Genomic DNA, 24,428 nt, shown 5'->3' with positions numbered 1-24,428 from the left:
TTCCGCTTTAAGCTTATCTTAACAATCCGCCGCCTACGATCATCTTCATAGCCTCAGATGTACCTTCGTAGATCTCTGTGATCTTGGCGTCACGGTACATTCTTTCTACCGGATATTCTCTGGAGTATCCATATCCCCCAAGGAGCTGTACAGCCGCTCTTGTCACTTCCACTGCCACATCAGATGCAAACAATTTGCAGGATGCTGCCAGCGGAGCATAATTTTCATGATCGTCTTTGGCCTTTGCCGCTCTCCATACCATAAGGCGGGCAGCGTCAATTTTCACCTGGAGTTCTGCGATCAGGAACTGTGTATTCTGAAATTTAGAAATCGGTTTCCCAAACTGTTTTCTTTCTTTTACATATTTGATCGCCTCATCTAACGCACCCTGTGCAATACCAACAGACTGAGCTCCGATTCCGATACGTCCGCCTGCCAGTGCCGACATCGCGATCTTATATCCTTTTCCTTCACCTGCGATCACATTCTCTTTCGGAACCCTCACATCAACCAGCGCAACTTCACAGTTAGATGCAGCACGGATACCCATACGAGGAATATTTTTGCTGACCTCTAATCCCGGTGTGTTTCTGTCAACAATAAATGCAGACATTCCTCTTGTTCCCGCACTCTTATCTGTCATTGCAAAAATGATAAAAGTATCGGCAAAACCTGAGTTTGTAGTAAATACTTTCTGTCCGTTTAATACATAATGGTCACCGTCCAGCACAGCACTTGTCTTCACACCGCTGGCATCCGTACCCGCTCCAGGCTCTGTAAGGCCGAAGCATCCTACTTTAGATCCGTCAACCAGAGGACGAAGGAATTTCTGTTTCTGCTCTTCGGAAGCAAAGTCATTGATACAGGAACAGCATAGCGATGTATGTACGGAAATCGTGATTCCTGTAGAGGCATCTACTTTAGACATCTCTTCCATACAAAGTGTATATGTTAAGACATCGGCACCCTCTCCGCCGTATTCTTTGGAATATGGAATTCCCATAATACCGAATTTTTTCATTTTTTCAAGCAGATCCATGCTGAATTCTTCTGTTTCATCCATATCCCTGGCAATTGGTTTGATTTCTGTCTCTGCGAAATCTTTGAACATCTGCTGTGCAAGCAGCTGTTCTTTTGTCAATTTAAATTCAACCATTTTCTTTTTCCTCCTGTTTGCTTTTACATAAAACTTATTAGCATCCCTACTATTAGCCTGCCAATACTTTGTAAGCTAAATATTTGTGAGCTAATAGTATCACTTTGTGAAAGTTGTGTCAACAGCTTTCGTTAATTTATTGTCTATTTATATTGTATATTCATCATCTTTGTGCAAACTGTTGAATATATCAAGGTAATCTTGTGAAAAAATGCTATGATACCTCCACACGAATGTAAAATCATGAACTACCGGAAAATCTTTCAATTCCAGTTTTCTCAGTATACCGTCTCTTAATTCTTCTCTTGCGGCTGCCTCATACAGGAAGGTAATCCCGCACCCTTCAGCCACCAGTTTTTTTATCATATGCAGACTGCTGGCCTCATGATTTTTCTTAAAATCTCCGATCTTTAAGTTCCTTCCCTCCAGACTTTTTTCCATAATCTCTCTCGTACCTGATCCCGCCTCCCTCGTTATCAAAGGTTCAGAGAGCAGGTTCTCCAGCACCTCCGGTTCCTTTTGAAAACAATAGTCTCTGCCGCAGACAGCAATATAGGATTCCCTGGAATATATGCGGTAATCATATTCCTTCTTTTCAAAACATCCCTCAACCATGGCAAAATCAATCTCACCCTGATCCAGCTGGTTTAAGAGATCCTCTGTATTTGCAATCCTTATTGAAATTTCTGTGTCGGGATGCATTTTAATAAATTCAGCCGCTGCATGGGGAAGAATAAAATCTCCGATCGTCAAGGTCGCTCCGAAATAAAACCTGCGTTTTCCCTTTTTCATTTCCTGGATTTTATGTTTTAAGTACATCTCATCGTGCTGAAATGTCATAGCCGCATTCCGGAACAGATCTCCTTTTTCGGTAAGACTCAGCTTTTTCCCTTCCATCTCAAACAGCTTTATGCCGTATTCCTTTTCAAGCCATCTTATATGCTGTGACACCGCAGGCTGTGTGATATTCAGTTTTTTAGCTGCCTTTGTAAAATTCATCTGTTTACATACTTCAAGAAATGTAAAAATCCTAAAATCCAGCATATCGTTCTCCTTTGTCTTTTATGTCTGGGACAGAATGGACAAGTTTATATAACGAAAAAGACATCCCTGCAAATCAGAATGTCTCTCCTCTCCCGGCTGAACTTTTCCCGTTTCCAATACTCTGTCAGATCAATCCGCATCCAATTCGTCCAGCAGCTTCTTCAGTTTTTGGTGCTCGTCCCCGGATATTCTCTCGCTGAGAGCACTGATAAAGTTTTTTGCTGATCCGTCAAACCAGATATCCAATACCTCTTCTGCCTTGACTTTCTTGTAGTCATCTTTTTTGACAACCGGCTTCACATAGGAAAATTTTCCCCGTCTCTCAACCACCGCATATCCCTTTGCTTCCAGATCAAAAAGAAATGTACGTACGGTTGTCCTCTTGTAATCCTTACCATACTTATCCTTCAGCTCTTCTATTAATGTCAAAAACGGGATCTCTTCTTTCTCATAATTCCAAATACATCTCATTACTACTGATTCTGCTTCTGTTAGTTTTGCTCCACTCACTTAAATGCATCTCCTTTATATTTTTTGACTAAGCATACAGTTAGATTAACATATATGAATGCTTTATTCAATAGCAATTATGATAAATGTATATATATTTTTTATTTTGAATCAAAAATCATTAAATTATCTTATTATATGATCTATGAAGCCCGGGATTGCCTTTACCTCGAAGAAAATTTTGCAGTATGCGGTCATCCTCCTTGGATTCGGCATGAATCTTACCGATATCCTGGAAAAAGGACAGCAGCCACTGCACCTGTGATCGAAGCCGATGACGAAGAGATCGCACAATCTATCTCCGTCATCTTTCTGTTCAACGTGATTGCTGCCCTTATATTTCCAGCACTCGGAAATATACTTCACCTGTCCAATGGAGGCTTTGGCCTGTTCGCAGGCACAGCCGTCAACGACACATCCTCCGTCACTGCCACCGCTGCAGCATGGGATGGAATTCATGGCAGCAATACTCTGAATGTTGTTACTATTGTGAAACTTACAAGAACTTTAGCAATTATTCCGATCACCCTGGCGCTTGCGATTTTCCGTGCAGAGAAAAAAGAGAAGACTTTGGAAGAAAGCGGCTCCAATTTCAGCCTAAAGCATGTCTTTCCAATATTTGTATTGTTTTTCATCCTTGCCTCTGTCATCACAACTGTGTTTTCCCTGCCTGTAGCTGTGACAGATCCTTTAAAAACTTTAAGCAAATTTTTTATCGTTATGGCAATGTCCGCTATTGGGCTGAATACTCATATCGTCAAACTTGTAAAAACTGGCGGTAAGCCAATCTTTATGGGATTTTGCTGCTGGGTTGCCATCTCTGTGGTAAGCCTTGGGATACAGAGTATTATCGGAATTCTATAAATCGTGAAAAAAAGAAGTCTCAGCCTAAAAGCGAGAGACTTCTTTTATCTTTAAATCTTTATATCATTTCAACTTTATATGACTCAGGAAACAGCCGCAGTGACATAACGTCCTTTCCTCCATCAATATAAATCTCTAAAAATGTATTATCATAATACAGATCAACTTCAACAGATTTATGTGTATCCAGAGGACAGACCCTTCGTGTCCCATATTCCTCACTGATCTTTTGTTTCAGACAGCTCCGGTCAGCAATGAATTGTCCTTTGATTGGGTCCATAACAATCTTCAAATGATCATACGATTCCCCAATATGAATTTCTGTTTTGCATTCTGTATCAGATATGAGATGAAGTCTCCATGCATTTTCTTCCGGGATAATAATTTGACCTCTCTTTATGTCCAATGCAGAAAACTGTGAAATTATTTCCTGTGCAGGCATCTGATACAGTCTGCCGTCTTTAATACAAATTTCTCTTGGCAGAGTCAAAGCATGCTGCCACATATCTTCCCTGAAATACGGCAGTTCCTGTACTCCGCACCCGAACCAGCCAAACATCAGCGGCCTTCCGCCTTTGCCGCAAAACATCTGAGGAGCATAAAAATCAAATCCCTTATCCAGTTCTTCCATAGTTTCCGTTTCAAATGTAAGCTTTTCAAGATCAATTCTGCCAGTAAAACATACTGTGCTGAATTCATTCTGAAAACGTTCTTCCTGGGCTGCGCGGCCGATCAGAGATAAAAGAAGTACATCTTTTCCATCAATTTCCATGTACGCAGGGCATTCAAACATTGTGCCAAGATCCTGCCTACCAAGATCCAGATTTCCCCTATAGTCCCAGCTTAAGAGATCCGCACTTTTATAAATTAAAATCTGTCCGGTTCCGTCAAGATCTGAACCTCCAAGCATCATATAATAACTATCGTCTTTCTCAAATACAAACGGGTCACGGATCTCTCCTGACATTCCTTCCGGTGCTCCGTCTATGACGGGATTACCCGAATATTTATGAATTTTTCCGTCTTTTTCCATTACGGCCAATGCCTGTTTCGGCACCTTTCCCTGTTTGGTCTTATAGTTGGCTGTATAAAACAGATACTGTTTTCCTCCAGCCTCAATAGAATTTCCCGAATAACACCCGTTTTTTTCAAACTCGTGATCCGGCACAAGCATCTCCTCAGACCATTCCCAGTGTACAAGATCTTCAGAAATCACATGGGCCCAGTGTTTCATCCCATGTTTCGGGGCAAACGGAAACCATTGATAAAAAACATGATATTTCCCTTCAAAGTAACAGAGGCCATTGGGATCATTCAGCAACCCGCACGGCGGATGAATATGATATCGTGGAAGACGCGGGCTTTTTTTACAGAAGTCTTTCAGCTGGTCCAAATAACCGCGGTGTTTTTCTTCCAGATATGTATACTTTTCTATATTCAAAAATTCCATAGCTCTACCATTCTCCAATAACATCCGTACCAGCACTTACTTTCTGTCCGGTCTTAAATTTTATCGGCATCGGTGTTCCCTCTTCTGTTGCTACTACGATGACTGTTGGATCAAGCCCGTTTTTCTCAATCTTTTTCTTATCAAATGTCAGCAGTCTCTGTCCTTTTTTGACCTGATCCCCTACCTTCACGTAACAGGTGAACCCATCGCCGTTCATGGATACTGTTTCAATTCCCACGTGGATCAGAAATACAAAGCCATTAGCAAGTCTTATTCCTACCGCATGATTTGTTCCTTCCATAACAGTACAAATCTCACCATCGGCCGGAGCTTTTACCGTTTCTCCCTCAGGACGTATTCCGATTCCGTCACCCAGGATTTTTTCAGAAAACACCCCGTCGTTGACTTCTTCCACCGGAATCACGGTCCCGTCTGTCACTGCAAAAACTGCATGAACTTCCGCCTCTGCAGAGTTCTGTGCGAAAGCAGGCACTTCTTCCTCCGTTTCCTCATTCTCCTCTTCCTGTTCTTCTCTGGGCACCCCTTTACTCTTGTCATAAAGCAGGATTAATCCAATCGGCACAACAAATGCGATCAGGTTGCCTATTACATACATGAGAAGTTTATCCGGCACTACGATCAGCATTCCCAATACTCCGGTCAGTCCCTGTTCGATTGCTCTCACGGACATCAGCTTCATAAAAGCACCTCCCATTCCCGCTCCCAGACAGGAACAGATGAATGGAATGATGGAATACTTCATATTGACCGCGAAGATTGCAGGTTCTGAAATTCCTACCAAAGTCGGTACAAAACTGGACATTGCGATATCACGGTCTTTTGATTTTTTCTTTGCCAGCAAATACATTCCAATAGCTCCGCCGCCCTGAGCAATGATAGAGACAGACCAGATTGCCTGGATATAGTTATATCCGGTGGTGGCTACAAGATTAGCCTCAATTCCCTGGATTGCCTGGTGAGTTCCTGTGACAACCAGCGGCTGGAGCATAGCTGCGAACACAAAAGCTCCCAGAGCGCCTAAACGGTTATAAAGGACATCAATGATTCCTGCCAGCACACTTCCAATCACGTTGCCCACCGGCCCGAATACGGTAAAAAGTGCAATATTTGCCAATAGAATAGTGATTGTCGGTACTAATACAAAAGAAACTACTTCCGGTACATATTTCTGTGCGATCTTTTCAACCTTGGACATAAACCATGCGGTCAGGATTGCCGGGAACACACCTCCCTGGAAAGCCACTCTCGGCACAGAAAGTCCGAGGAAATTCCAATAATCGGCCTTCTCCGGCGTCAATGCAAAGACATTCCGGTTTAACAGCTCCGGATGAACCATAACAATTCCAACCAGGATACCAAGGACCGGATTGCCGCCGAACCGTTTTACTGCACTGTACATAACAAGAATCGGCAGATAATCAAAGGTGGTGGCTATAATTCCAAAGAAATCGGCCATGTTTGCCAGCAACACACTTTTGTCAGCCAGACTTCCTGTTATACCGAATAGACCGTCTGCCAAAAGCAGTGATTTTATTCCAATAATGATCGCTGCCGCCACAAAGGCCGGAATGATGGGGATAAAAATGTCTGAAAAGACTTTGAAGCCCTGCTGAAGTTTTCCCATCTTGCTCACGGCCTGTTTCTTGGCATCCGCCACAGTCACTTCTTTAGCCCCTGTCAGTCTGATAAATTCATCATATACCTTATTCACTGTTCCCGCTCCAAAAATGATCTGCAGCTGACCGCTGTTGAACATGACACCTTTCACCCCTTCAATCTTCTCCAGAGCCTTCCTGTCATATGCTGTGCTATCTTTTAAAATCAGTCTCAATCTTGTCACACAGTGAGTAGCACCATCTATATTCTGCGCACTGCCGATCAGTTCTGCCACATCCCGGGCCGTCTTCTGATAATCCATATCTGTTACCTCTCTTTCTTTACTTTCTTTGAAATCTTTGTATCCTTACAGTAGAATGTACCGTCTGTCACCGTCATTCCCAATGCAGTACCCGGTTTGTCATAAAATCTGGCGTTGAGTGCCGTTCCATTAATATACAAAGTGCCGATCGTATCATCCACGATAAGCCGGATCTTATATTCCTTCTCTGCCTCCAAAAGAATCGGACGCTCCAGGCCAATATTAAAACACTGATACCATGGATAGTTTGGAGACTTATCAAACACCACTCTGTTTTCTTCTATGAGAAATCTATATTCATAAGCAGTTCCGCTTTCCGGATCTTCATAGAATTTCAGCGAAAAAGCTCTGGTGCCTTCCGCAAATCTAATGGTTGTCTCAAAAGCCATCAGATCTCCTGTGTCTTCGATTATGATCTTTTCTGTTTTCGTGTCAATCGTTTTCACACAAAACCCAGAGAAATTTTCCCATTCCTTAAACGCATTCCACAGAGAATCCACTGGTTTTGCTCCCAGTGTCCCATCTTCTCTCTGGTAAAGCTCATGAGGTACAAAGGTCCCTCCCCAGAGGTAAGAGTTCTTATCATTATCTCCTTCAAATGACCACTCCTCCAGATCTCTGGATGTAAACTTTACCAGGCGTCCCGTCTGTTTTCTTTTATCCTCACCCTTTCTGGCACCAAGGATCAGCAGATACTCACCTTTATTTTCATCCCATAGTACAAACGGATCTCTCCAGTTTCTCCTGTCATATCCCTCCTGGGGCGGAAGTTTTAAGATCCCTTTTGATTTTTCCCACGTAACCCGTATAAAACGCATGAAACTTCCGGCCTGAACGAAACACGCTTCCCGCATAGATAAACTGGTCCGGGTCTGTATCAGATCCTCTTTTCAGACTTTCTCCCAAATCTTTATACTTCACAAAGTCCTCAGTCTTTGCCAATGCCCATCCAAACGGCTGACCAAATGGCACCGGATCCCGGGTATCTCTCTGGTGGTAGACAAAAAATTCTCCATCTTCAGCGTATGGCATGATATCACCCACCCATACACCCTCTGGCTGGTAGTAAAGCTTGTGCATGGCTGCTCCTCCTTTTCCCCTTTTTATGACTTATTATATGTCAATCGTTTTCATATGTCAATCGTTACCACGCTGTCACTTTAAATAAAATTTCCATTGCAGATTTGGTGATATCCAACAAAAAAAAAGAAAGTCCCTGAGAACTTTCTTTCGTTTTTTACCATATCTGTTTACGCCGTAGTACCCTCAATCAGCCGAACAGGAAGATCCGTATGACTCTCCACTTCTTTCCCTTCAATCTGATCGATCAGCGTCTGGACCGTCACCCTTGCAATGGCTTCAATAGGCTGCTGGACCGTTGTTAGCTCCGGCACCATACTGAGTGTCTGCTCTGCGCCGTCCACCCCGATCACTTTCATATCCTTGGGTATCTGGATTCCCTTTTCCCTGGCCAGGTTTAATACAAGCACTGCCAGTGTATCATCACCAGCAAAGACTCCGTCGATCTCCGGATGTTTCTCCAACATTTCGCTGACCAGCTTCTTCTTTTCCTCAATTGTTTTTATAAATTCCACTTCCATGATCAGCGGTTCATAGTGATATCTTTTCATCGTTTCCATATATGCGCGGCTTCTGTCGTTTCCAGGCATCTTAAGCCGGCTGTTTCCACGGATACACAAAATATGACGGCAGCCTTTCGCAATGAGCCGTTCAGTAGCGATCTTCCCTGCAATGTAATTGTCGCAGGAAACTGTTGCCACATCTTTTGCAATGTAACGGTCAATGGCCACAATTGGAAGTTTAGCCTCCTCATACTCCTTTAAATTTTCATTATGGGTTCCCACAATGATGCCGTCCACCTGGTTCCGCCTCAGCATACTGACATATTCTTTTTCCGTATCCGACCTGTTTTTGCTGTTGCACAGCAATGTTTTGTAATTGTCCTTTGCAAGAAACTGCTCAACATATTGTACAACCTGGCCGTGGAAAGGACTGGAGATTGATGGAACGATGACACCCACCAGGTACGTTCGGTTATTCAACAGTGCCCTGGCTATTTCATTTGGAGTATAGTCAATCGTTTTCATAGCCCGGTAAACTTTCTTTCTCGTCTCTTCGCTGATATACCCCCGGTCATTCAGCACTCTGGAAACGGTGGTTGGTGAAACTCCCGCAACTTTTGCCACATCTTTTATTCCCGGCTTCATTTTATTTCTCCTTTATCTCTTGGACTCATTCAAAGATATTTTAGATCATTTCCTTAAGATCCGTCAAGAAAACAAATGTGCAGGGATCCTTTCTGTTACTTCACTAAATAATCCACAGTATACATCAATCATCCTGCTGCTTTATTTAGTGATCAGATCCTTGATGACTTCCCCTGCTGCGATCAGTCCTGCCACAGAAGGCACAAACGCCACGCTTCCCGGCACCGCTCTTCTGCCTTCTTCCCCGGACAGATCAACTCCAGGCTGCAGGGCTTTTTCTGTAGAGTATACTACCTTCAGATTTTTTACACCCCGTTTTTTCAATTCCTTTCGCATAACCTTTGCCAGAGGGCAGACGGATGTCTTATAGATATCCGTCACCTCAAATTTTGTCGGGTCCAGCTTATTGCCCGCCCCCATACTGCTTATGATCGGGACTCCGGCTTTCCGGGCCTGCATCACAAGCTCAATCTTTGCAGTTACCGTATCTACTGCATCCACAACATAAGAATAACGGCTGAAATCAAACTCCCCTGCATTTTCCGGCAGAAAGAAGCACTTATGAATGTTCACCTTTGCTTCCGGATTGATCTCCAGGATCCTGTCTTTCATCACTTCCACTTTGACTTTACCGACAGTACTGTGTGTGGCGATGATCTGACGGTTGATATTGGAAACGGAAACCGTATCTCTGTCGATCAGGTCAAAAGTGCCGACACCCGTCCTTGCCAATGCCTCCACCACATAGCCTCCCACTCCCCCGACTCCGAATACAGCCACATGGGACTTTTTTAATTGTTCTACTGCCTCTTCTCCCAAAAGCAGCTCTGTTCTGATCCACTGGTTCTCCATATCATTCTCCAATAATCTTGATCAGTACACGCTTGTCCCGTTTGCCGTCGAACTCAAAATAAAAAATCTGTTCCCATGTGCCAAAATCCAGATCACCTTCAGTAATTGCCACAACAGATTCCCTGCCCATGACCGTCCGTTTCAGATGGGCATCCGCATTGTCCTCAAATCCATTATGCTGATACTGGCTGTATGGTTTTTCAGGGGCCAGTTTTTCCAGCCATTTCTCATAGTCATGGTGAAGCCCGGACTCATCGTCATTAATAAATACACTGGCTGTGATATTCATGGCATTTACTAACACCATGCCTTCTTTTATGCCGCTTTTATCCACAGCAGCCTGGACCTTATCCGTAATATTCACAATCCCCCGCCTGGACGGCAGATGAAAATGCAGTACTTCTCTGTATGATTTCATAAAACCTCCTGGATATTATATGAGTGATACTTTTTGTTTTCTTTCTACAATATCTTAACCCATACAACATCTATCTGCAACAGACATTACATCCTTTTTCCGGCCTTGTTATCCGTATAAAAATTGTCCTTATTTACTTCCAGAAATTGCTGTGCCTGTATGGGAGAAGCAAACCGGATATTCTCCCCTGTCAGATATCTGACAGCCTCATTCCATTCCCTCACGCTGTAACGTTCAGCCTTAACGGAACCGGCAATAAAACATGCCACCGGGAACCAAAAACCGGTGGGCAGATCGGACAAGTCCTGACAGCCCGCCTCCTCTGCCAGATATTCTAAAAGCCTGTTCCTGAAATCTTTTTTCTTCTGTATCATATCTTACCTCCAAAGAACGATAAAGCAGACTTTTTCGTTCGCTTAATGTATACTGTAAGAAATGAATTTATCTCTTAAATATATGAATATTTTTTGCAGTTTTATGTACAAAATGGATTGAATGATAATGTCTACTATTTCTTTTACTTCTGTCCTCTCGCCCACCTAAGAAATGTATCCTGGGCAATCTGAAGCTGTGCAGCGGCTTTCCGTGATGAAATTTCACCGCGTTTCCACTGTTCTTTTAACTCATAAAATTTCTCCGGTATCGGTTTCCTCGGCCTCCCAAAATGAACACCTCTCAGTTTGGCCGCCCTGATTCCTTCCTGTTGGCGTTTCTTTATATTTTCCCGTTCTGTCTGGGCCACATAGCTTAAAATCTGAAGTACCAGATCGGCTATAAATGTGCCTGTGAGATCATCCTGTTTCTTTCTTGTATCCAAAAGCGGCATATCTAGAACGACGATATCGGCTTTGGTCTCTTTCGTGACGACCCTCCACTGCTCCAGAATTTCGCCGTAGTTCCGCCCCAGCCTGTCTATGCTCTGGATCACCAGTACGTCTCCTTCCCTCAGTATTTTTGTCAGTTTCCTGTAGCTGGGCCTGTCAAAGTTTTTTCCGCTCAATTTGTCCAAATAAATATTCTTTCTCTCCACTCCAAACGCTTCCAGTGCAAGAAGCTGTCTGCTCTCATTTTGGTCCTTAGTTGACACACGGGCATAACCATAAATATTTGATGCCATAAAACTCACCTCCATATGAAATAGAGTTTCGTAAACGAAACTTTGCGCCTGCGTTGGCTGCCATAAGGCAGCAATTTCCCTATGCGCCGCAGTGCGATCCCACCGGAGAATTTTTATGGCAGAGGAAGGGTCCCAGAACTTTCCTCTGTTATAAAAATAGTACCCTGCCTCGGCGGGATACTATTTATTATGGAGCTTTTGAAATTTTTTTTACATTTCCTTTATAAACATATGCTGAAGATATTCCCCCTCAAACCGTTTGACAAAATAGTCGCATTTGCATAAGAAAAGATAATATACATTCAGCCCGCATCCGGATAAGGTTTCATAATTTCCCTGTCCTTTCGCTATGATCACGTCGGCTCTGCCAATGATTTCTTTTGCTTCCCTGCTGATCCTGTTTAAGCTGGTCCCTGCGATCCTCGTACCGTTTCCGATCACCCTGGCCTCGTCGGAGAGACCCACCTGTACTGCATCCTCCATGGACGCATCATTTGCCACACCCGCTCCACGAACGATCACTGTGACATCAACCTGAGGATAAAATTTTTTCAGTTCCTGGATCAAAACCTTATCCACCACAATCTCACCGCAGTTATCTGTAATATAGACAAGGTTTTTTGCAGAACTGAGATCTGCCTTAAAAGAATCGTAAACCTCAGGCTTCAGCCCTTTTTCTCCATTTTGAAACAAGAGCTGTTCCAGCTGGTCCCCGTCAATTTCGCCCAGAGCGATATAGTCTATGTAATTCCCCGCCTGTGCCGCCTGAATCGCTGTAGCTACCGGATCTTCAGACGCCTCGATCCTTTTTCTGATCTCCGGCTCTTTTTTAAGCATCAGTTCATTAAAATGCCGTTTGAGCGGATCAAAGGCTGTCTGCGCCCCAAAGTGCCGCTCATACAGTTCTGTAAACTCAGCCAGATATTCCGGCGGAGACAGTTCCAGATCCTCATCTCTTAAAGCTGCCTGCACCTGGTCAAGAAACAGCTGTTTCTTCTCCCAGTTCTGCTCCTGTTCCACTTTCCGCTCTTCGCTCCGAAGCAGACATTCCTTGCAATATTTCCCTGTCCTCATAATTTCCCTTTCCTTATCCCTGAATCACTGACTCATAAAAATCATACCTTTATAATATCATTCAATCCTCTGCCTGCAAAGCATTTCCTTATCAGTTCATCCTCTGACGGCACATATCCTTTTGCACTGTACCGGCCATTTCTCAGGCATTCGCTGCTTTGTGATGAATCTCGGAAGAAATGACCAGCCCGGTTCCTGCTTTTTTCGTGGAAAAATCGAGACAGGGATTGATTGTCCCCATCTCCCATAGATGAAACATATCAGGGACCTGCGCCGCAAGTCCCTGGAAAATAGTGTACGGTTATGATATAATATATCCATAAGAAAGAAATGCTCTGCCGACGCTTCGCCCCAAATGAAGACTGTCTATGAGTGTTTCTTTTTTCTTTCTGTGCTGTATATCCATCATTTTACCCTTTCTGCATATGCTCTTTAAAAAATTCATTCAGCAGTGCACAGATCTGCGCCGGTGAATCCAGAACTTCAAGCTTTGCCATTTCTTCTTCATTGGAGATCAGCAAAACCAGAGTACTCAGCACCTCTACCTGCTGACTCGGCTCTTTGACGCCCAGAACAAAAGCAAATTTTGCGTTCACCTGGATTTCAGGATCTCCCATGTGCGAAAACAAAACCGTCTCTTTAAATCTTACAAAAGATATGGATGCCTCTTTTACATGTTCCACATCCGTATGCGGAATTGCAATCTCAAATGCTTCGGTCTTGAGACCTGTAGGATAAACTGCTTCCCTGCTTTTCAGCCCATCGGCAAAACTTTCTCTGACTTTGCCCTGCTCATAAAGCCTTTCTCCGATCTGTTCAAAAAACTGATTTCTGTCCTCAAATGCTTCGTCCAGCCAGATGAAATCTTCTCTGAAAATCTGCTCCATCCTGTCTCCTCCCTTTATCTGCCGTCAAGATTCTTTTCCACTTCCTCATACAGTTTCCCTGTCCCCATCCATGGATATAAAAGACACAGTCCCTGAAGTACCGGAAGCGATGTATTCAGACTGCCTGTCGCCGTGGAGATCACCATATCATGGCCCTCTTCCAGACTTTTTATGTCCGTCACCTCATATGTATTTACAAATGTCACCTCGGCCTTTATGTCCCTTTCTATTAATCCTTCTTTCAGAAAATCTGCCGCCTTTTGGGCTTTTTCTTTCTTCATGCCCCCGGCCAGCAGTAAAGATGTCTCTCTCATAATATCACGCTCCTATTAGAATTCTTCCAGGATCGCTTTTGTTTTGCTGATGCCGATCCGGTCAGACCCCGCCTCAATCATTGCCACACATTCTGCAAGATTGTTGATCCCTCCGGCGGCTTTTACATGAACCTTCTCAGACACAGTATCTTTCATGAGTTTGATATCTTCAACCGTAGCCCCGGAAGGTGCAAATCCTGTGGATGTCTTTACGTAGGCGGCCCCTGCCTCCTCTGTCAGTTCACAGCCTTTTTTGATCTCTTCTTTGGTAAGAAATGCGGTCTCAAGAATGACTTTTACTATGCCCGGTGTCGCATTGACCACTGCCTCGATGTCCTTTTTTACATCCTCGTATTCACCATTCCTCAGTGCCCCGATGTCAATGACCATATCAAGCTCCACTGCCCCTCTGGCATATGCATCCACTGCCTCCGCTACTTTTGAAAATGTTGTATGTGCCCCTGAGGGAAATCCGATCACCGTTCCGATCTTTACATCGGTACCCTCCAGTACTTCTCTTGCCATATCCAGATTACACGGATTAATGCAGACAGATGCACAGTGATTCTCCTTTGCAAACTGAAGTCCTTCCATGATCTCTTCTCTGGTCAGCTGAGGTTTTAACAATGAGTGGTCCACTTTGCTTAAAAATTCTTGTTTTGTCATTTTCATAATCTTCTTTCTCCTTTAATCAATGAATGTGTTATTTAGCCAAACAGCGAGAATATCTTAACGAACAGCCACGAGATCAGGTTCGCGCGGTCAAGATTTCCGATCTGGGAAGCTCCCGCCGGCATTTTGATTCCTGCAGTCAATGCCATCTGCGTCTCGATCGGTGCCAGATTTGTTGCCATCAATAATACGCATGCCATAACGACTGTTCCCACGATCAGCGCCCGGATGACATTTCCCTTTGACATGGCAGTGATCAGACATACGATGAACGGGATAACCGCCAGATCCGCAAACGGCAGGAGTTTATTGCCCGGCAGTACGATAGCCAGCAGTATCGTGATCGGCACCAGCAGAAGCCCTACAGCAATTACAGAAGGCTCTCCCAGAGAAACTGCGGCATCCAGTCCGATAAAGATTTCTCTGTCCCCGAAATGCTTTGCCATAAACTCCCTGGCAGCCTCTGAGATCGGGATCAGCCCTTCCATCAGAATCGCTACCATCTTTGGCATGAGATACATGACCGCTGCCATGGTGATGGCAAGTTTTAAAACTGCGTCAATCTTCTGTCCTCCCAAAATCCCAAGTGCAAGACCGATGATCAAGCCCATGGACATTGGTTCTCCAAAGATGCCGAACCGTTTTCTGATGGTCTCCGGATTGGCATTCAGCTTATTGAGTCCCGGAATCTTATCGATCAGCCAGTTTAAAGGCACGACCAGCGGCAGAAATCCAAGTGCCGTCAAATGCGGAAATGAAATGCCCGGCATGCCGAAGAACTTTTCCACAAAAGGCTGGGTGTAATCTGCAAGAATCAGCGCGAGGATGGACAGTGCACTGGCTGCAATAATTCCCATCGGCAGGCTTCCGCTCACGGTTGTCACCGCATATCCCACGAAAGCGAACTGCCAGTAGTTCCAAATGTCAACGTTCATGGTCTTCGTAAGTTTCAGCGTCAGCATCACGAAATTAATCACGAGTCCGATCGGTATCATCAGACCTGCCGCTGCCCACGCCCAGGAAATAGATGACATTGCCGGCCATCCGATGTCGATGACCTGAAGATCCAGTCCCAGACGTTCCGTCATGGCCTGTGCCACCGGGCCCAGCTGATCCGTCAACAGTGTAATGACCAGATTGATCCCTGTAAATCCGATTCCTATGGTCACACCGGATTTAAATGATTTTGAAAATCCTGCCCTCATGATGAGCCCGAACACGAAAATAATGATCGGCAGCATAACTGTGGAACCCAATCCCAATATAAAATTTAATATTTCCATACAATTCCTCCCATTGTACCCTCATTCATCTATGGTACTTTGTGGCCCTTGACTGCCGTCCAGACCATAAACCACTGTTCCGGCGTCAGCCGGTATTTCAGCGCTTTGACCGGCCTCTCTGCCAATCCGATTTCTCCTGAACCTGTGATCGGAATCGGCTTTGCCGGATGTGAGAACAGCCATGCGAAGGCCACTTCATCAATCTCCCCCGCACCGATCTCCTCCCGGATGACTTCTAAAACCTCTCTGAGCCTTATTTCCTCTTCTCCCTGCCCGGTAAAGATCCTGCCTCCGGCAAGCGGAGACCAGAGCATCGGGTGAATTCTCTCCTCCAGACAAAGATTCATGACTCCGTTTTCCATATTTCCCATCCTGAGAGGAGAAAGTTCGATCTGATTGGTGATCAAAGGCACGGTGAGATAAGATTTCAGCAGACGGAATTCGTCCGGCAGAAAATTAGATACTCCAAAGGTCCTTACTTTTCCTTCCTTTAAAAGGATTTCAAACGCCCTGCTGATCTCTTCCGGGTCCATAAACGGACTCGGACGGTGCAGGAGCAATGTGTCCAGGTGATCGAGTCCCATATATTTCAAAGATTTCTCCACCTGTCCGATGATATAGTCTGTACCGTAGTTATAATACTTGACACGTGCAGTTTCTGACTTGTAGACAATGCCGCACTTTGAAATGATCTGCATTTTGTCTCTGAGATCCGGCCTTTTTTTCATGGCTTCCCCGAATTTCTCTTCGACCGTGTAGTCCCCGTAAATGTCCGCATGATCCATCGTCGTAATCCCCAAATCCAGACATTCTTCCAGATAGCGGATCAGTTCATCAGTTGAAAGATTCCAGTCTAAAAGTCTCCAAAAACCAAGCACCACCCTGGAAAACTCAAGGCCTTCCGCCATTGTTACATATTCCATGCTTTACCTCCATATACATCGTCATTCTCCCAGGTCCCTCAGGACCTTAAGAATTTGTTCGTCAACAGCTTCCGGTTTGATCCCTGTCAGATAGTTAATGGCAAATACTGACGGTGTCGTTACTGTTTCAGGAACTCTCGTGCTTGCAACAATGAGGTCAAATTCCGAAGCCATCTTTTCTACCTCCACAATTTTCACCTGCTGTACTTTTACTTTAAATCCATTGTCCTCGCAGAGATTCTTTACCCGGTTGGCAATCACCGTGCTGGTAGCAATACCGCTCCCGCAGGCGATCAAAATATGGTATTCCTTCATGTCATCCACCTCCTTTCTTAATTTATTTTTAAAGACCGGTTTTCCGGTCCTTAAAATCATTTGGACAGATACTCCGCGGTATCCTGATCCGTGATCAATATATCAATATATCCTGCCTCCAGTGCGGATCTCACGGAGTCATATTTTTCTTCACTCTCTACCACACAGATTTTGTTGGGAATCCTTTTTAACTGTTCCTCGGTGATCCCTATGCATCTCTCAGTAATATTTTCACAGCATATATGGCTGTTCTTATCCAGAAAAACAACGGAGACAACGTCACAGATGGCATCCTCCTTTTCCAGCTGTCTTAAGTCTGCCTCAGAAATGTAGCCCGACTTTTTGATGCTGCTGTCCTTTGCCAGCGGATTGCCAAGGCTGAAAACCGCATATTCTGCCTGGGCTGTGCGCTCGATTACACGTTTTACCTGGTTGTCATCTGTCAAAAATGCTTTCTCTTCTTTATTTTTCACAAGTGCTGGAGCAATCAGGGACAGCGATCTTCCTCCTGTTCTTTTTGCCAGATTGGAAGCTATGGTCGTGGCGTGCATATCCAGTTCGCTCTGTCCGTGTCCGCCGATGATTGGTGAAAATAACAGCTCCGGATCATCCATCTTCTGTATATAATCCGGGATCAGACGCATCGTGGACCCCCACCCGACGGCGACTGTAGAGCCGGCTTCCAAATGCCGTTCCAGATAATAGGCCGCAGCGGAGGCCACCTGTTCTTTTGAAGAATTTCCGATGGAGGTGTCTACGATGACCACATCCTTTAACTTATATTTTCCTTTGATGTCCTGTTCCAGTTCCGGATAAACGCCGGAGTAATCTATGATAATCCTTACGATGCCTTCTTCCTTTGCCTTCTGGAGAATCCTGGACACTTTCATCCTGGACAATCCGGTCTGCTTTGCGATCTGCTGCTGGGTCATATTTTCTTCATAATACAGCTTGCTGATCATAGTCATAGTTCTTCTCTGCATATCCATGTCATCACCTCTTTTTGTTCATTTGAACATATACTGTTATTTTGTTCATCTTTATAATATAACACTTATGTAAAAAAGTCAATAAAATTTACTGACAGGAAAATTTTCTCAACAGCAAAATGAACAAGCCGCCTCCTCTTCTGGGCCCCTCACTCGTTGAGCGGATTTATAATTTTTCCAAAAAAATCAAAAAAGGATGTAAGTCCTGTTTTCTGTACAGTTCTCACATCCCTTTTCAGTTTTTTAGCGGTTCGTCCGCCGTTTCCAAAAGTTCTCCGGCCACATCTCACCTATAGAACGATACTTTTTTACATGAATCTCTGCCTTGTTTTTCCCTGCCGCTTTTCTGCCCTTGTTGTACGCTGCTCTGCTTTTTATTTTTAGCAGCTCCGTAATGTCTGTTTTTTCTTTTGCTGAAACCGGAACCAAAAGACTTCCCATTGCCAGAACAACAGACATCAAGATTCCTATCAACTGCTTGCATCTTATACTCATAACCATTCCTCCTGTCAACTTGTCTGTCTATTATAACAAAATCCAAGGAGAAATTTGTAACATAACTGTGATGGATCTATTACGAATCACTCTCTGGTGCCGCCGAATGTAAGCAGATAAACACCCTTCTTGACCTGGATGCCGATCCACGCTCCCTGCTCATCTGCATAAAATGTCCGGTACCACTTTGGTTTTCCCTCTTCTTTCACATTCTCTGCCTTAAAATCTGCCATGCTCCAGCCGGCCCCTGTAAGGACAGACCCGATAATCAGAAAAACCGCACTCATTATAAGACATTTCTTTTTTAAATTTCTGATCTTCATAGTTTTTTCCTCCTCATCCCGGTGATTATCCCTGCCAGCCATTTACTGAATCTGACAGTTACTTTCACGAAATATTTTCCTAAAATCCATGTCAGCAGGCCTGCCAGAATAAAAATACCCGCAGATGACATGCCAACGCCCAGCTGTATGACCCCTGCCGCAGAGTTCTGAAAAATGATCACTGCTGCGCCGCCCATACTGACTACCGACAGGATCAGGCCTGCCACTGAAACTGCTCCGGTACATATCGGAATACACCAGATAACAATGTAGGCAGACAGTACCAGCAAAACAGCAGACAGCACGAGACAGAATCCGGCAAGCACCAAAGATCCCCAGAGCGGAAAGCCAAGGACCAGCAGGACTGCGATTAATCCCTTCATCCCGCGGGACATCGGCGTCTTCATCTGTGTCTGCTGTTCCTCCAGAATCTCCTGTGCGATCTGCTCCGGAGAGCCGATCTGCTCCACCGCTTCCTCCTCTGTATATCCGTCTTCCATATAATCGTCAATGATTTCATTGTAATAGGAGAGCGATTTTTCTCTCTCACTCTTCCCAAGACTTTTTAAAAGCCGGTTAAGACTTCCTAAAAACTCTTCTTTACTCATGTTCTGCCGCTCCTTTCACAAACTCATAAATACCCATGATCTGCTGCCACTCATCCAAAAATTCTCTGATATGGTCTCTTCCCTTTTCTGTTATCCTGTAATACTTTCTGAGACGGCTGTTGTGTTCCACCGTGTAAGTATTCAGATGTCCACTGTTTTCCAGACGTTTCAGAATGGGGTACAAAGTTGACTCGGAAATCTTAATACATCCCGATACATCTTTGATGATCTGGTAACCATAGGAGTCATCCTCACAGAGGGCAGCCAAAATACAAAACTCTAAAAACCCTTTTTTCAACTGTACATTCAATCTATCGCCTCCTTATGCATTATACTATATATTACATAGTATAATGTGTCAAGAGGTAATTATAACTTCATTATAGATTAATCGGACAATAAACCGAAAAAAAGCCAGCGAAACCTTTTTCAAAGGCTCATTGGCTTTTCGCTTTTTATGTATTTTAATTACCGCAGATTCTTTCTGAAATCGGCAAACTCCCGGGCATCTGCCATGGCTGCCAGTGCTCCTTCTTTTGTCGTCGTGCAGGCCGCATACGCATTAGCAAAATCCAGATACTTCTTTAAAGTCCCCAAATCCACCGCTTCCAGATCCCTCACTTCATCCCTCAAAAGCTGGTATAAAAACGCTCCGATAAAGGAATCACCCGCTCCGGTCGTATCTCTTACGTCAATGGAATATCCGGGTGCTTCCGTCATTCCATGTTTCGTATAAATCTCCGCGCCGTCTTTTCCTTTTGTATAGATGACATACTTCGTCCTTCCGTTCAGCAGGTCAGGCACTGCCTCCCTTATATCCGTATGTCCTGTGATAAACTCCAGCTCTTCATCCGAGATTTTTATGATATCCGCAAAAGGCAAAAATTCATTGACTGTCTCTTTCAGTTCCTGTAAATCGTCCCACAGGGAAAAACGGAGGTTTGGATCAAATGATACAAGCACGTCTTTGCCGTTAGCCATGTCAATTAATTTTTTATGTGCATCTTTCATCGGCGAATTCACCAAGTCTACGCTGCAGAAATGGATCATCCCGCAGTCATCCAGAACATCCGGCTCGATGTCATAGACACTATAACGCAGATCCGCGCTGTTCTTGCGGTAAAACTTAAAATCCCTGTTCCCGTCTGATGCCAGAGAGACAAAGGCGAGAGCCGTCTCTGCTTCTTTGTCCCTTTTGATATGGCTTGTGTCAATTCCAGCCTCATCAAGTACTTCAACTATATAATCACCAAAGGGATCGTCTCCAAGCTTTGTCAAAAACTTGGACGGAATCCCAAGCTTCGTCACCGCACCGGCTACATTGGCAGGAGCCCCTCCTGCTACCCTGGTAAAAGACGGTACATCCTTTAATCTCTGTCCTTTGACTTCCGGAATAAAATCAATCAGTGCCTCTCCAATTCCGCATAATTTTCTGGTCATTCTCTTTCTCCTATCTCCAGGGGCCGCAGGCAATAGATCTTCATGGTACCCGAACAGTCCCCGTCTATGCCAAGCTTTCCCTGGCTGCTGTATACCCTGGTGGTAAAGACTTCTTCACCGCCGTTTACAAAAATTTCAAGAGAAGTAGTGTCTGCGAAAATCCGCAGGTCTTTTAATTCATCCAATCCGGCACATCTTGTCGTCCTGCCCGCACCAAAATCCCCCAGATCAAGGGTGAGCAGTCCGTCACCATAGGACAAAGTGACACCTTTCTTTAAAGTCAGAACCATATCAGCACAATGTCTGAATCGAATCTCTGCTTCATACAGTTTAAGATTGCTCTCCATCCTGCCCTGTTCAGAAAATGTACAGATCAGTTCTCCTTTTCTCATCTGCTCCATCTCCTTTATGGGCTGCTGAATGATCCTTCCATCCTTTATGTGCAGTTCCCTTGGTATCGTCAGTGCGTGCTGCCATCCATGCTCAACTGTCGGATTCGCGTAACCGGCATCCGGAATCCCCATCCATCCGATCAGGATACGGCGTCCTTTCTCATCCTCAAAGGTCTGGGGCGCGTAAAAATCAAAGCCCCTGTCTAACTGCTGAAACTCCAGGTTATCGCAGATCTCATATGTCTTGTTCTCAAAGTCATAGTCAATCCTCACCGCTGTACACTGATGCACATTCTGATAGTCGATGCCTTTCGATTCTACCCCCTGAGGGCAGGTAATCAGCATCATCTGTCCGTCCAGCTCAAACAAGTCCGGACACTCCCACATATAGCCGAACGGTTCTTTCGGAACGATCCTGTCAAAATACTCCCAATGAGACAGATCCTTTGAATGAAACATCAGGATCAGTCCATGGCTGTCCATATCCCTGGCTCCCTGGACCATGTAGTAATCATCCCCTCGTTGGATGATCTTCGGATCTCGCACATGACAGCTCATATCTCCAGGATAATCGTCCGTGGTCATTAAAAGCTCTTTTTCAGAAAAATGATATCCGTCTTTGCTGGCCACATGAATCGTGTTGCTGCCCCGTCCTGAGTTGACGTAATCGTAATCATCCCTGTCAAAATACTTGATATTTCCTGTATAGAAATAGTGAATCGTATCCTCTTTTACAAAGGCGGAACCGGAGTAGACACCGTGGGCGTCAAACTCCGAATCCGGAAATAATGCCGGTCCTTCATCTATATAAGAAACAAAATCTTTTGTCGTATAATGCCCCCAAAGCTTCAGTTCTCCAGTCGGTTCAAACGGGGTGTACTGATAATAGATATGGTAGGTGCCGTGAAACTGGCACAGTCCGTTGGGATCGTTCAGCCATCCGGTCTTGGGCATCAGATGAAACTTAAGCCGCATCGGATCTTTCGCTGTCTCTTCTCTGTCACTTTCATGTTCAGCATACCACTTTTCATAGTCTTCTTTCAATACTTTATTATACTTCTTAAACATGATTTCCCTCTTATCTAACGATCATAACCTGTGTTTTTGTATCTGCACCAGTCTTTGGAATGACTTCCACCTGGCCGTCTCCCTCTGCCAGCGTCATCATAGTCTGAGCACTGTAGCCTTTTTCTTTCACGAGATCCATATCAAACGTAAGAATCTTGTCTCCCTGTTTTACCTTTGTTCCGGCTTCTACGAATGTCTCAAAGCCTTCCCCTTCCATTTTTACTGTGTCAATTCCCGCGTGAATCAGAAAACTCTTTCCTGTTTCTTCCTGAATCGCAATCGCATGTTTCGTCGGAAAGATCATAGTTACGGTACCGTCACACGGCGCGTACACTGTGCCCTCAGAAGGATTGACGGCCACACCGTCCCCCATGGCTTTCGATGCGAATGCAGCATCCTCAGACTCTGTGATGTAAAGCACTTCCCCTTTCATCGGTGAGTAAAGCACTGTTTCTGCCTGTCCCGGCGCTTTCTCTCTTTCCTCAGAGGTCTGTACCGGTTTTACTGTTTTTTCGTTACCGCCAAGGTTATATTTTTTCCAGAACACAACCGTGAGTCCTGCTGAAATGACCATGGAGAGGATCAATCCGATCCCAAAGTGAAGGAAATGCTCCGGTTTCATTGATATAAATCCGGGAATTCCCGCTGCTCCCAATGCCTGTGCCAGTGTTCTCGTAGCTGCCGCATATGCACTTCCCACTGCGGTACCAATGATCGCCGCATAGAAAGGATATTTTAATTTCAATGTCACACCGAACATGGCCGGCTCCGTGATTCCCAATAATGCGGATACTCCGGATGCAGAACAGATAGACTTCTGTTTCTGATCTTTTGTGAGGAACAGGACTGCTAAAACTGCCGCTCCCTGTGCAACATTGTTCATACTTGCTGTCGTAAAGATGAAGCTTCCTCCGGTCACTGCCTTTGCGGCCAGAAGCTGAGTTTCGATGGCAATAAAGCTGTGGTGAAGTCCTGTCATCGTGATTGGTGCGTATACAAAACCAAAGAGTCCACCTCCCACAGCGCCAAGTGTATTGTAAACCCATGTGATGCCGTCTGCTAATAAGTCACCTGCTTCTCTTAATACCGGTCCCACACAGATGAATGTTAAAAATGCAGTCACGATAATAGAAAGCAATGGTGTCGTAAGATTGTCAAGCCAGGTAGGTGTTACTTTGTGCAGCCTTTTTTCGATCTGGGCCAGGATCCAGGAAACTGCCAGAACAGGAAGTACCGTTCCCTGATAACCGATCGCCTGAATGTTGAATCCGAAGATATCCCATACCGGTGCCTGCCCGATGCCGATCTGGTAAGCATTTAAAAGGTCTGGATGTACCATGATCATACCCATTGCCGCGCCTAAAAACGGATTGCCTCCAAACTTTTTCGTGGCGCTGAATCCGATCAGTACCGGAAGAAATGTAAACGGTGCGTTGGCAAATGTATTGACTGCCTGAGTCAGCCCCTTCCACTGTGGATATAATTCAATGATCGATCTGCCGTCAAACAATCCCGCAGTCAAAATATTGTTCAGTCCCATCAGAAGACCGCCTGCCACGATGGCCGGGATGATCGGGACAAAAATATCACTGAGCATCTTTACAAAACGCTGTACGACAGAGCCCTGCTTTTCTTCTTTCTCCTCTTCTCCTCCGGCTGAGGAGACATCCCCAATCTGTTTCTGTACTTCGTCACAGACCAGATTTACGAGTCCTGATCCAAAAATAATCTGGAACTGTGACTGGGTTAAAAAGACTCCTTTCACCCCTTCTAAGTCACTGATGGCCTCTTCATTTCTCAAGTCATTATTCTTCAGCTGAAAACGAAGCCTGGTCGCACAGTGTGCCACAGATTTGATATTCTCTTTTCCGCCCACGTTAGCGATGACCTGGCCTGCAATCTTTGCATAATCCATAGTTTTTTCTTATCCTCCTTACGATATTTATGGCATCGGTTCCATATTTGTATTATAGGATGATTCTTTCTTTTCGTCAATACTTTTATGGTATCGGTTCCATAAAATTTTGCACAAAATTAAAGACTCCTGATTAGAAGTATTCAACAAAA

Annotated in this window: 25 protein-coding genes and 2 pseudogenes; 1 reads left to right on the top strand and 26 read right to left on the bottom strand. The window is 44.6% G+C overall.

Annotation, left to right across the window (positions count from 1 at the left end; translation table 11 throughout):
- Positions 1–13: 13 nt before the first annotated feature.
- From P8F77_RS05455 to P8F77_RS05445, 3 genes are all read right to left on the bottom strand, one after another.
- Positions 14–1,156 carry an acyl-CoA dehydrogenase family protein gene (locus P8F77_RS05455; protein WP_024728214.1) on the bottom strand — a complete coding sequence of 381 codons (1,143 nt, stop codon included), beginning with the start codon at positions 1,154–1,156 and terminating at the stop codon, positions 14–16.
- 147 nt (positions 1,157–1,303) lie between these two features.
- Positions 1,304–2,200, bottom strand: coding sequence for a LysR family transcriptional regulator (locus P8F77_RS05450; RefSeq protein ID WP_287517701.1), 897 nt, complete (start codon positions 2,198–2,200; stop codon positions 1,304–1,306).
- 129 nt (positions 2,201–2,329) lie between these two features.
- Entirely contained in the window at positions 2,330–2,710 is a 381-nt protein-coding gene (locus P8F77_RS05445) for a BlaI/MecI/CopY family transcriptional regulator (RefSeq protein WP_024728216.1), read from the bottom strand.
- 145 nt (positions 2,711–2,855) lie between these two features.
- On the opposite strand from P8F77_RS05445, the pseudogene P8F77_RS05440 reads away from it, so the two are divergent.
- Positions 2,856–3,574 (top strand): annotated as a pseudogene (locus P8F77_RS05440) (putative sulfate exporter family transporter); the annotation flags it as partial.
- A 58-nt stretch (positions 3,575–3,632) separates the two neighbouring features.
- Here the strand turns inward: P8F77_RS05440 and P8F77_RS05435 are convergent.
- From P8F77_RS05435 to P8F77_RS05325, 23 genes and pseudogenes are all read right to left on the bottom strand, one after another.
- Positions 3,633–5,024: a glycoside hydrolase family 32 protein gene (locus P8F77_RS05435; RefSeq protein WP_024728219.1), complete on the bottom strand. Its 1,392-nt coding sequence runs from the start codon at positions 5,022–5,024 to the stop codon at positions 3,633–3,635.
- Between the two features lie 4 nt (positions 5,025–5,028).
- Positions 5,029–6,963: a glucose PTS transporter subunit IIA gene (locus P8F77_RS05430; RefSeq protein WP_287517698.1), complete on the bottom strand. Its 1,935-nt coding sequence runs from the start codon at positions 6,961–6,963 to the stop codon at positions 5,029–5,031.
- Positions 6,964–6,968: 5 nt separating this feature from the next.
- Positions 6,969–7,995, bottom strand: a pseudogene (locus P8F77_RS05425) (glycosyl hydrolase family 32).
- 218 nt (positions 7,996–8,213) lie between these two features.
- A complete protein-coding gene (locus P8F77_RS05420; RefSeq protein ID WP_024728221.1) occupies positions 8,214–9,191 on the bottom strand; it encodes a LacI family DNA-binding transcriptional regulator in 978 nt (325 codons plus the stop codon).
- 141 nt (positions 9,192–9,332) lie between these two features.
- The gene (locus P8F77_RS05415) at positions 9,333–10,043 is read right to left on the bottom strand and encodes a tRNA threonylcarbamoyladenosine dehydratase (protein ID WP_148458890.1); all 711 of its coding nucleotides are present in this window, start codon (positions 10,041–10,043) and stop codon (positions 9,333–9,335) included.
- A gap of 1 nt (position 10,044) precedes the next feature.
- Positions 10,045–10,461, bottom strand: coding sequence for a secondary thiamine-phosphate synthase enzyme YjbQ (locus tag P8F77_RS05410; RefSeq protein WP_024728223.1), 417 nt, complete (start codon positions 10,459–10,461; stop codon positions 10,045–10,047).
- Between the two features lie 86 nt (positions 10,462–10,547).
- Complete coding sequence (locus P8F77_RS05405; protein WP_024728224.1) at positions 10,548–10,835, bottom strand: hypothetical protein; 288 nt, start codon at positions 10,833–10,835, stop codon at positions 10,548–10,550.
- A gap of 143 nt (positions 10,836–10,978) precedes the next feature.
- Positions 10,979–11,578 (bottom strand): recombinase family protein, encoded by a 600-nt coding sequence (locus tag P8F77_RS05400; protein WP_024728225.1) that lies wholly within the window; start codon positions 11,576–11,578, stop codon positions 10,979–10,981.
- A gap of 210 nt (positions 11,579–11,788) precedes the next feature.
- Positions 11,789–12,652, bottom strand: coding sequence for an ARMT1-like domain-containing protein (locus P8F77_RS05395; protein ID WP_287517692.1), 864 nt, complete (start codon positions 12,650–12,652; stop codon positions 11,789–11,791).
- 410 nt (positions 12,653–13,062) lie between these two features.
- Positions 13,063–13,539 carry a PTS sugar transporter subunit IIA gene (locus P8F77_RS05390; RefSeq protein ID WP_287517689.1) on the bottom strand — a complete coding sequence of 159 codons (477 nt, stop codon included), beginning with the start codon at positions 13,537–13,539 and terminating at the stop codon, positions 13,063–13,065.
- Between the two features lie 14 nt (positions 13,540–13,553).
- Complete coding sequence (locus P8F77_RS05385) at positions 13,554–13,853, bottom strand: hypothetical protein (RefSeq protein WP_024728228.1); 300 nt, start codon at positions 13,851–13,853, stop codon at positions 13,554–13,556.
- A gap of 15 nt (positions 13,854–13,868) precedes the next feature.
- On the bottom strand, positions 13,869–14,525 hold the full coding sequence (gene deoC / locus P8F77_RS05380; protein WP_024728229.1) for a deoxyribose-phosphate aldolase: 657 nt from the start codon (positions 14,523–14,525) through the stop codon (positions 13,869–13,871).
- A 35-nt stretch (positions 14,526–14,560) separates the two neighbouring features.
- Positions 14,561–15,808 (bottom strand): PTS transporter subunit IIC, encoded by a 1,248-nt coding sequence (locus P8F77_RS05375; RefSeq protein WP_024728230.1) that lies wholly within the window; start codon positions 15,806–15,808, stop codon positions 14,561–14,563.
- 29 nt (positions 15,809–15,837) lie between these two features.
- A complete protein-coding gene (locus P8F77_RS05370; RefSeq protein ID WP_287517683.1) occupies positions 15,838–16,731 on the bottom strand; it encodes an aldo/keto reductase in 894 nt (297 codons plus the stop codon).
- Positions 16,732–16,752: 21 nt separating this feature from the next.
- Complete coding sequence (locus P8F77_RS05365; protein ID WP_347256404.1) at positions 16,753–17,106, bottom strand: PTS sugar transporter subunit IIB; 354 nt, start codon at positions 17,104–17,106, stop codon at positions 16,753–16,755.
- Positions 17,103–18,035: a sugar-binding transcriptional regulator gene (locus P8F77_RS05360; protein WP_024728233.1), complete on the bottom strand. Its 933-nt coding sequence runs from the start codon at positions 18,033–18,035 to the stop codon at positions 17,103–17,105. The genes P8F77_RS05365 and P8F77_RS05360 overlap by 4 nt, the downstream gene beginning before the upstream one ends.
- 243 nt (positions 18,036–18,278) lie before the next feature.
- Positions 18,279–18,530, bottom strand: coding sequence for a hypothetical protein (locus P8F77_RS05355; RefSeq protein WP_024728234.1), 252 nt, complete (start codon positions 18,528–18,530; stop codon positions 18,279–18,281).
- 86 nt (positions 18,531–18,616) lie between these two features.
- Complete coding sequence (locus tag P8F77_RS05350) at positions 18,617–18,853, bottom strand: hypothetical protein (RefSeq protein ID WP_024728235.1); 237 nt, start codon at positions 18,851–18,853, stop codon at positions 18,617–18,619.
- Positions 18,850–19,461, bottom strand: a complete 612-nt coding sequence (locus P8F77_RS05345) for a DUF1700 domain-containing protein (protein WP_287517677.1) — start codon at positions 19,459–19,461, stop codon at positions 18,850–18,852. Before P8F77_RS05345 ends, P8F77_RS05350 begins: the two co-directional genes overlap by 4 nt.
- Entirely contained in the window at positions 19,454–19,771 is a 318-nt protein-coding gene (locus tag P8F77_RS05340; RefSeq protein ID WP_148458896.1) for a PadR family transcriptional regulator, read from the bottom strand. The genes P8F77_RS05345 and P8F77_RS05340 overlap by 8 nt, the downstream gene beginning before the upstream one ends.
- Before the next feature lie 158 nt (positions 19,772–19,929).
- Entirely contained in the window at positions 19,930–20,901 is a 972-nt protein-coding gene (locus P8F77_RS05335) for a carbohydrate kinase (RefSeq protein ID WP_287517673.1), read from the bottom strand.
- On the bottom strand, positions 20,898–22,361 hold the full coding sequence (locus P8F77_RS05330; RefSeq protein ID WP_270431181.1) for a glycoside hydrolase family 32 protein: 1,464 nt from the start codon (positions 22,359–22,361) through the stop codon (positions 20,898–20,900). Before P8F77_RS05330 ends, P8F77_RS05335 begins: the two co-directional genes overlap by 4 nt.
- A 10-nt stretch (positions 22,362–22,371) precedes the next feature.
- Positions 22,372–24,276, bottom strand: a complete 1,905-nt coding sequence (locus tag P8F77_RS05325) for a sucrose-specific PTS transporter subunit IIBC (RefSeq protein ID WP_287517671.1) — start codon at positions 24,274–24,276, stop codon at positions 22,372–22,374.
- Between the last annotated feature and the right edge of the window lie 152 nt (positions 24,277–24,428).

Source organism: Anaerostipes sp. PC18, assembly GCF_039789045.1.
Lineage (GTDB): Bacteria > Bacillota > Clostridia > Lachnospirales > Lachnospiraceae > Anaerostipes > Anaerostipes hominis.
This window is presented reverse-complemented; position numbering and strand designations above follow the sequence as displayed.

What these genes read in the sequence shown, in the direction of transcription:
- P8F77_RS05455 (WP_024728214.1), bottom strand. Translation starts at nt 1,156, where the DNA reads ATGGTTGAATTTAAATTGACAAAAGAACAGCTGCTTGCACAGCAGATG.
- P8F77_RS05450 (WP_287517701.1), bottom strand. Translation starts at nt 2,200, where the DNA reads ATGCTGGATTTTAGGATTTTTACATTTCTTGAAGTATGTAAACAGATG.
- P8F77_RS05435 (WP_024728219.1), bottom strand. Translation starts at nt 5,024, where the DNA reads ATGGAATTTTTGAATATAGAAAAGTATACATATCTGGAAGAAAAACAC.
- P8F77_RS05430 (WP_287517698.1), bottom strand. Translation starts at nt 6,963, where the DNA reads ATGGATTATCAGAAGACGGCCCGGGATGTGGCAGAACTGATCGGCAGT.
- P8F77_RS05420 (WP_024728221.1), bottom strand. Translation starts at nt 9,191, where the DNA reads ATGAAGCCGGGAATAAAAGATGTGGCAAAAGTTGCGGGAGTTTCACCA.
- P8F77_RS05415 (WP_148458890.1), bottom strand. Translation starts at nt 10,043, where the DNA reads ATGGAGAACCAGTGGATCAGAACAGAGCTGCTTTTGGGAGAAGAGGCA.
- P8F77_RS05410 (WP_024728223.1), bottom strand. Translation starts at nt 10,461, where the DNA reads ATGAAATCATACAGAGAAGTACTGCATTTTCATCTGCCGTCCAGGCGG.
- P8F77_RS05405 (WP_024728224.1), bottom strand. Translation starts at nt 10,835, where the DNA reads ATGATACAGAAGAAAAAAGATTTCAGGAACAGGCTTTTAGAATATCTG.
- P8F77_RS05400 (WP_024728225.1), bottom strand. Translation starts at nt 11,578, where the DNA reads ATGGCATCAAATATTTATGGTTATGCCCGTGTGTCAACTAAGGACCAA.
- P8F77_RS05395 (WP_287517692.1), bottom strand. Translation starts at nt 12,652, where the DNA reads ATGAGGACAGGGAAATATTGCAAGGAATGTCTGCTTCGGAGCGAAGAG.
- P8F77_RS05390 (WP_287517689.1), bottom strand. Translation starts at nt 13,539, where the DNA reads ATGGAGCAGATTTTCAGAGAAGATTTCATCTGGCTGGACGAAGCATTT.
- P8F77_RS05385 (WP_024728228.1), bottom strand. Translation starts at nt 13,853, where the DNA reads ATGAGAGAGACATCTTTACTGCTGGCCGGGGGCATGAAGAAAGAAAAA.
- deoC (WP_024728229.1), bottom strand. Translation starts at nt 14,525, where the DNA reads ATGAAAATGACAAAACAAGAATTTTTAAGCAAAGTGGACCACTCATTG.
- P8F77_RS05375 (WP_024728230.1), bottom strand. Translation starts at nt 15,808, where the DNA reads ATGGAAATATTAAATTTTATATTGGGATTGGGTTCCACAGTTATGCTG.
- P8F77_RS05370 (WP_287517683.1), bottom strand. Translation starts at nt 16,731, where the DNA reads ATGGAATATGTAACAATGGCGGAAGGCCTTGAGTTTTCCAGGGTGGTG.
- P8F77_RS05365 (WP_347256404.1), bottom strand. Translation starts at nt 17,106, where the DNA reads ATGATTTTAAGGACCGGAAAACCGGTCTTTAAAAATAAATTAAGAAAG.
- P8F77_RS05360 (WP_024728233.1), bottom strand. Translation starts at nt 18,035, where the DNA reads ATGGATATGCAGAGAAGAACTATGACTATGATCAGCAAGCTGTATTAT.
- P8F77_RS05355 (WP_024728234.1), bottom strand. Translation starts at nt 18,530, where the DNA reads ATGAGTATAAGATGCAAGCAGTTGATAGGAATCTTGATGTCTGTTGTT.
- P8F77_RS05350 (WP_024728235.1), bottom strand. Translation starts at nt 18,853, where the DNA reads ATGAAGATCAGAAATTTAAAAAAGAAATGTCTTATAATGAGTGCGGTT.
- P8F77_RS05345 (WP_287517677.1), bottom strand. Translation starts at nt 19,461, where the DNA reads ATGAGTAAAGAAGAGTTTTTAGGAAGTCTTAACCGGCTTTTAAAAAGT.
- P8F77_RS05335 (WP_287517673.1), bottom strand. Translation starts at nt 20,901, where the DNA reads ATGACCAGAAAATTATGCGGAATTGGAGAGGCACTGATTGATTTTATT.
- P8F77_RS05330 (WP_270431181.1), bottom strand. Translation starts at nt 22,361, where the DNA reads ATGTTTAAGAAGTATAATAAAGTATTGAAAGAAGACTATGAAAAGTGG.
- P8F77_RS05325 (WP_287517671.1), bottom strand. Translation starts at nt 24,276, where the DNA reads ATGGATTATGCAAAGATTGCAGGCCAGGTCATCGCTAACGTGGGCGGA.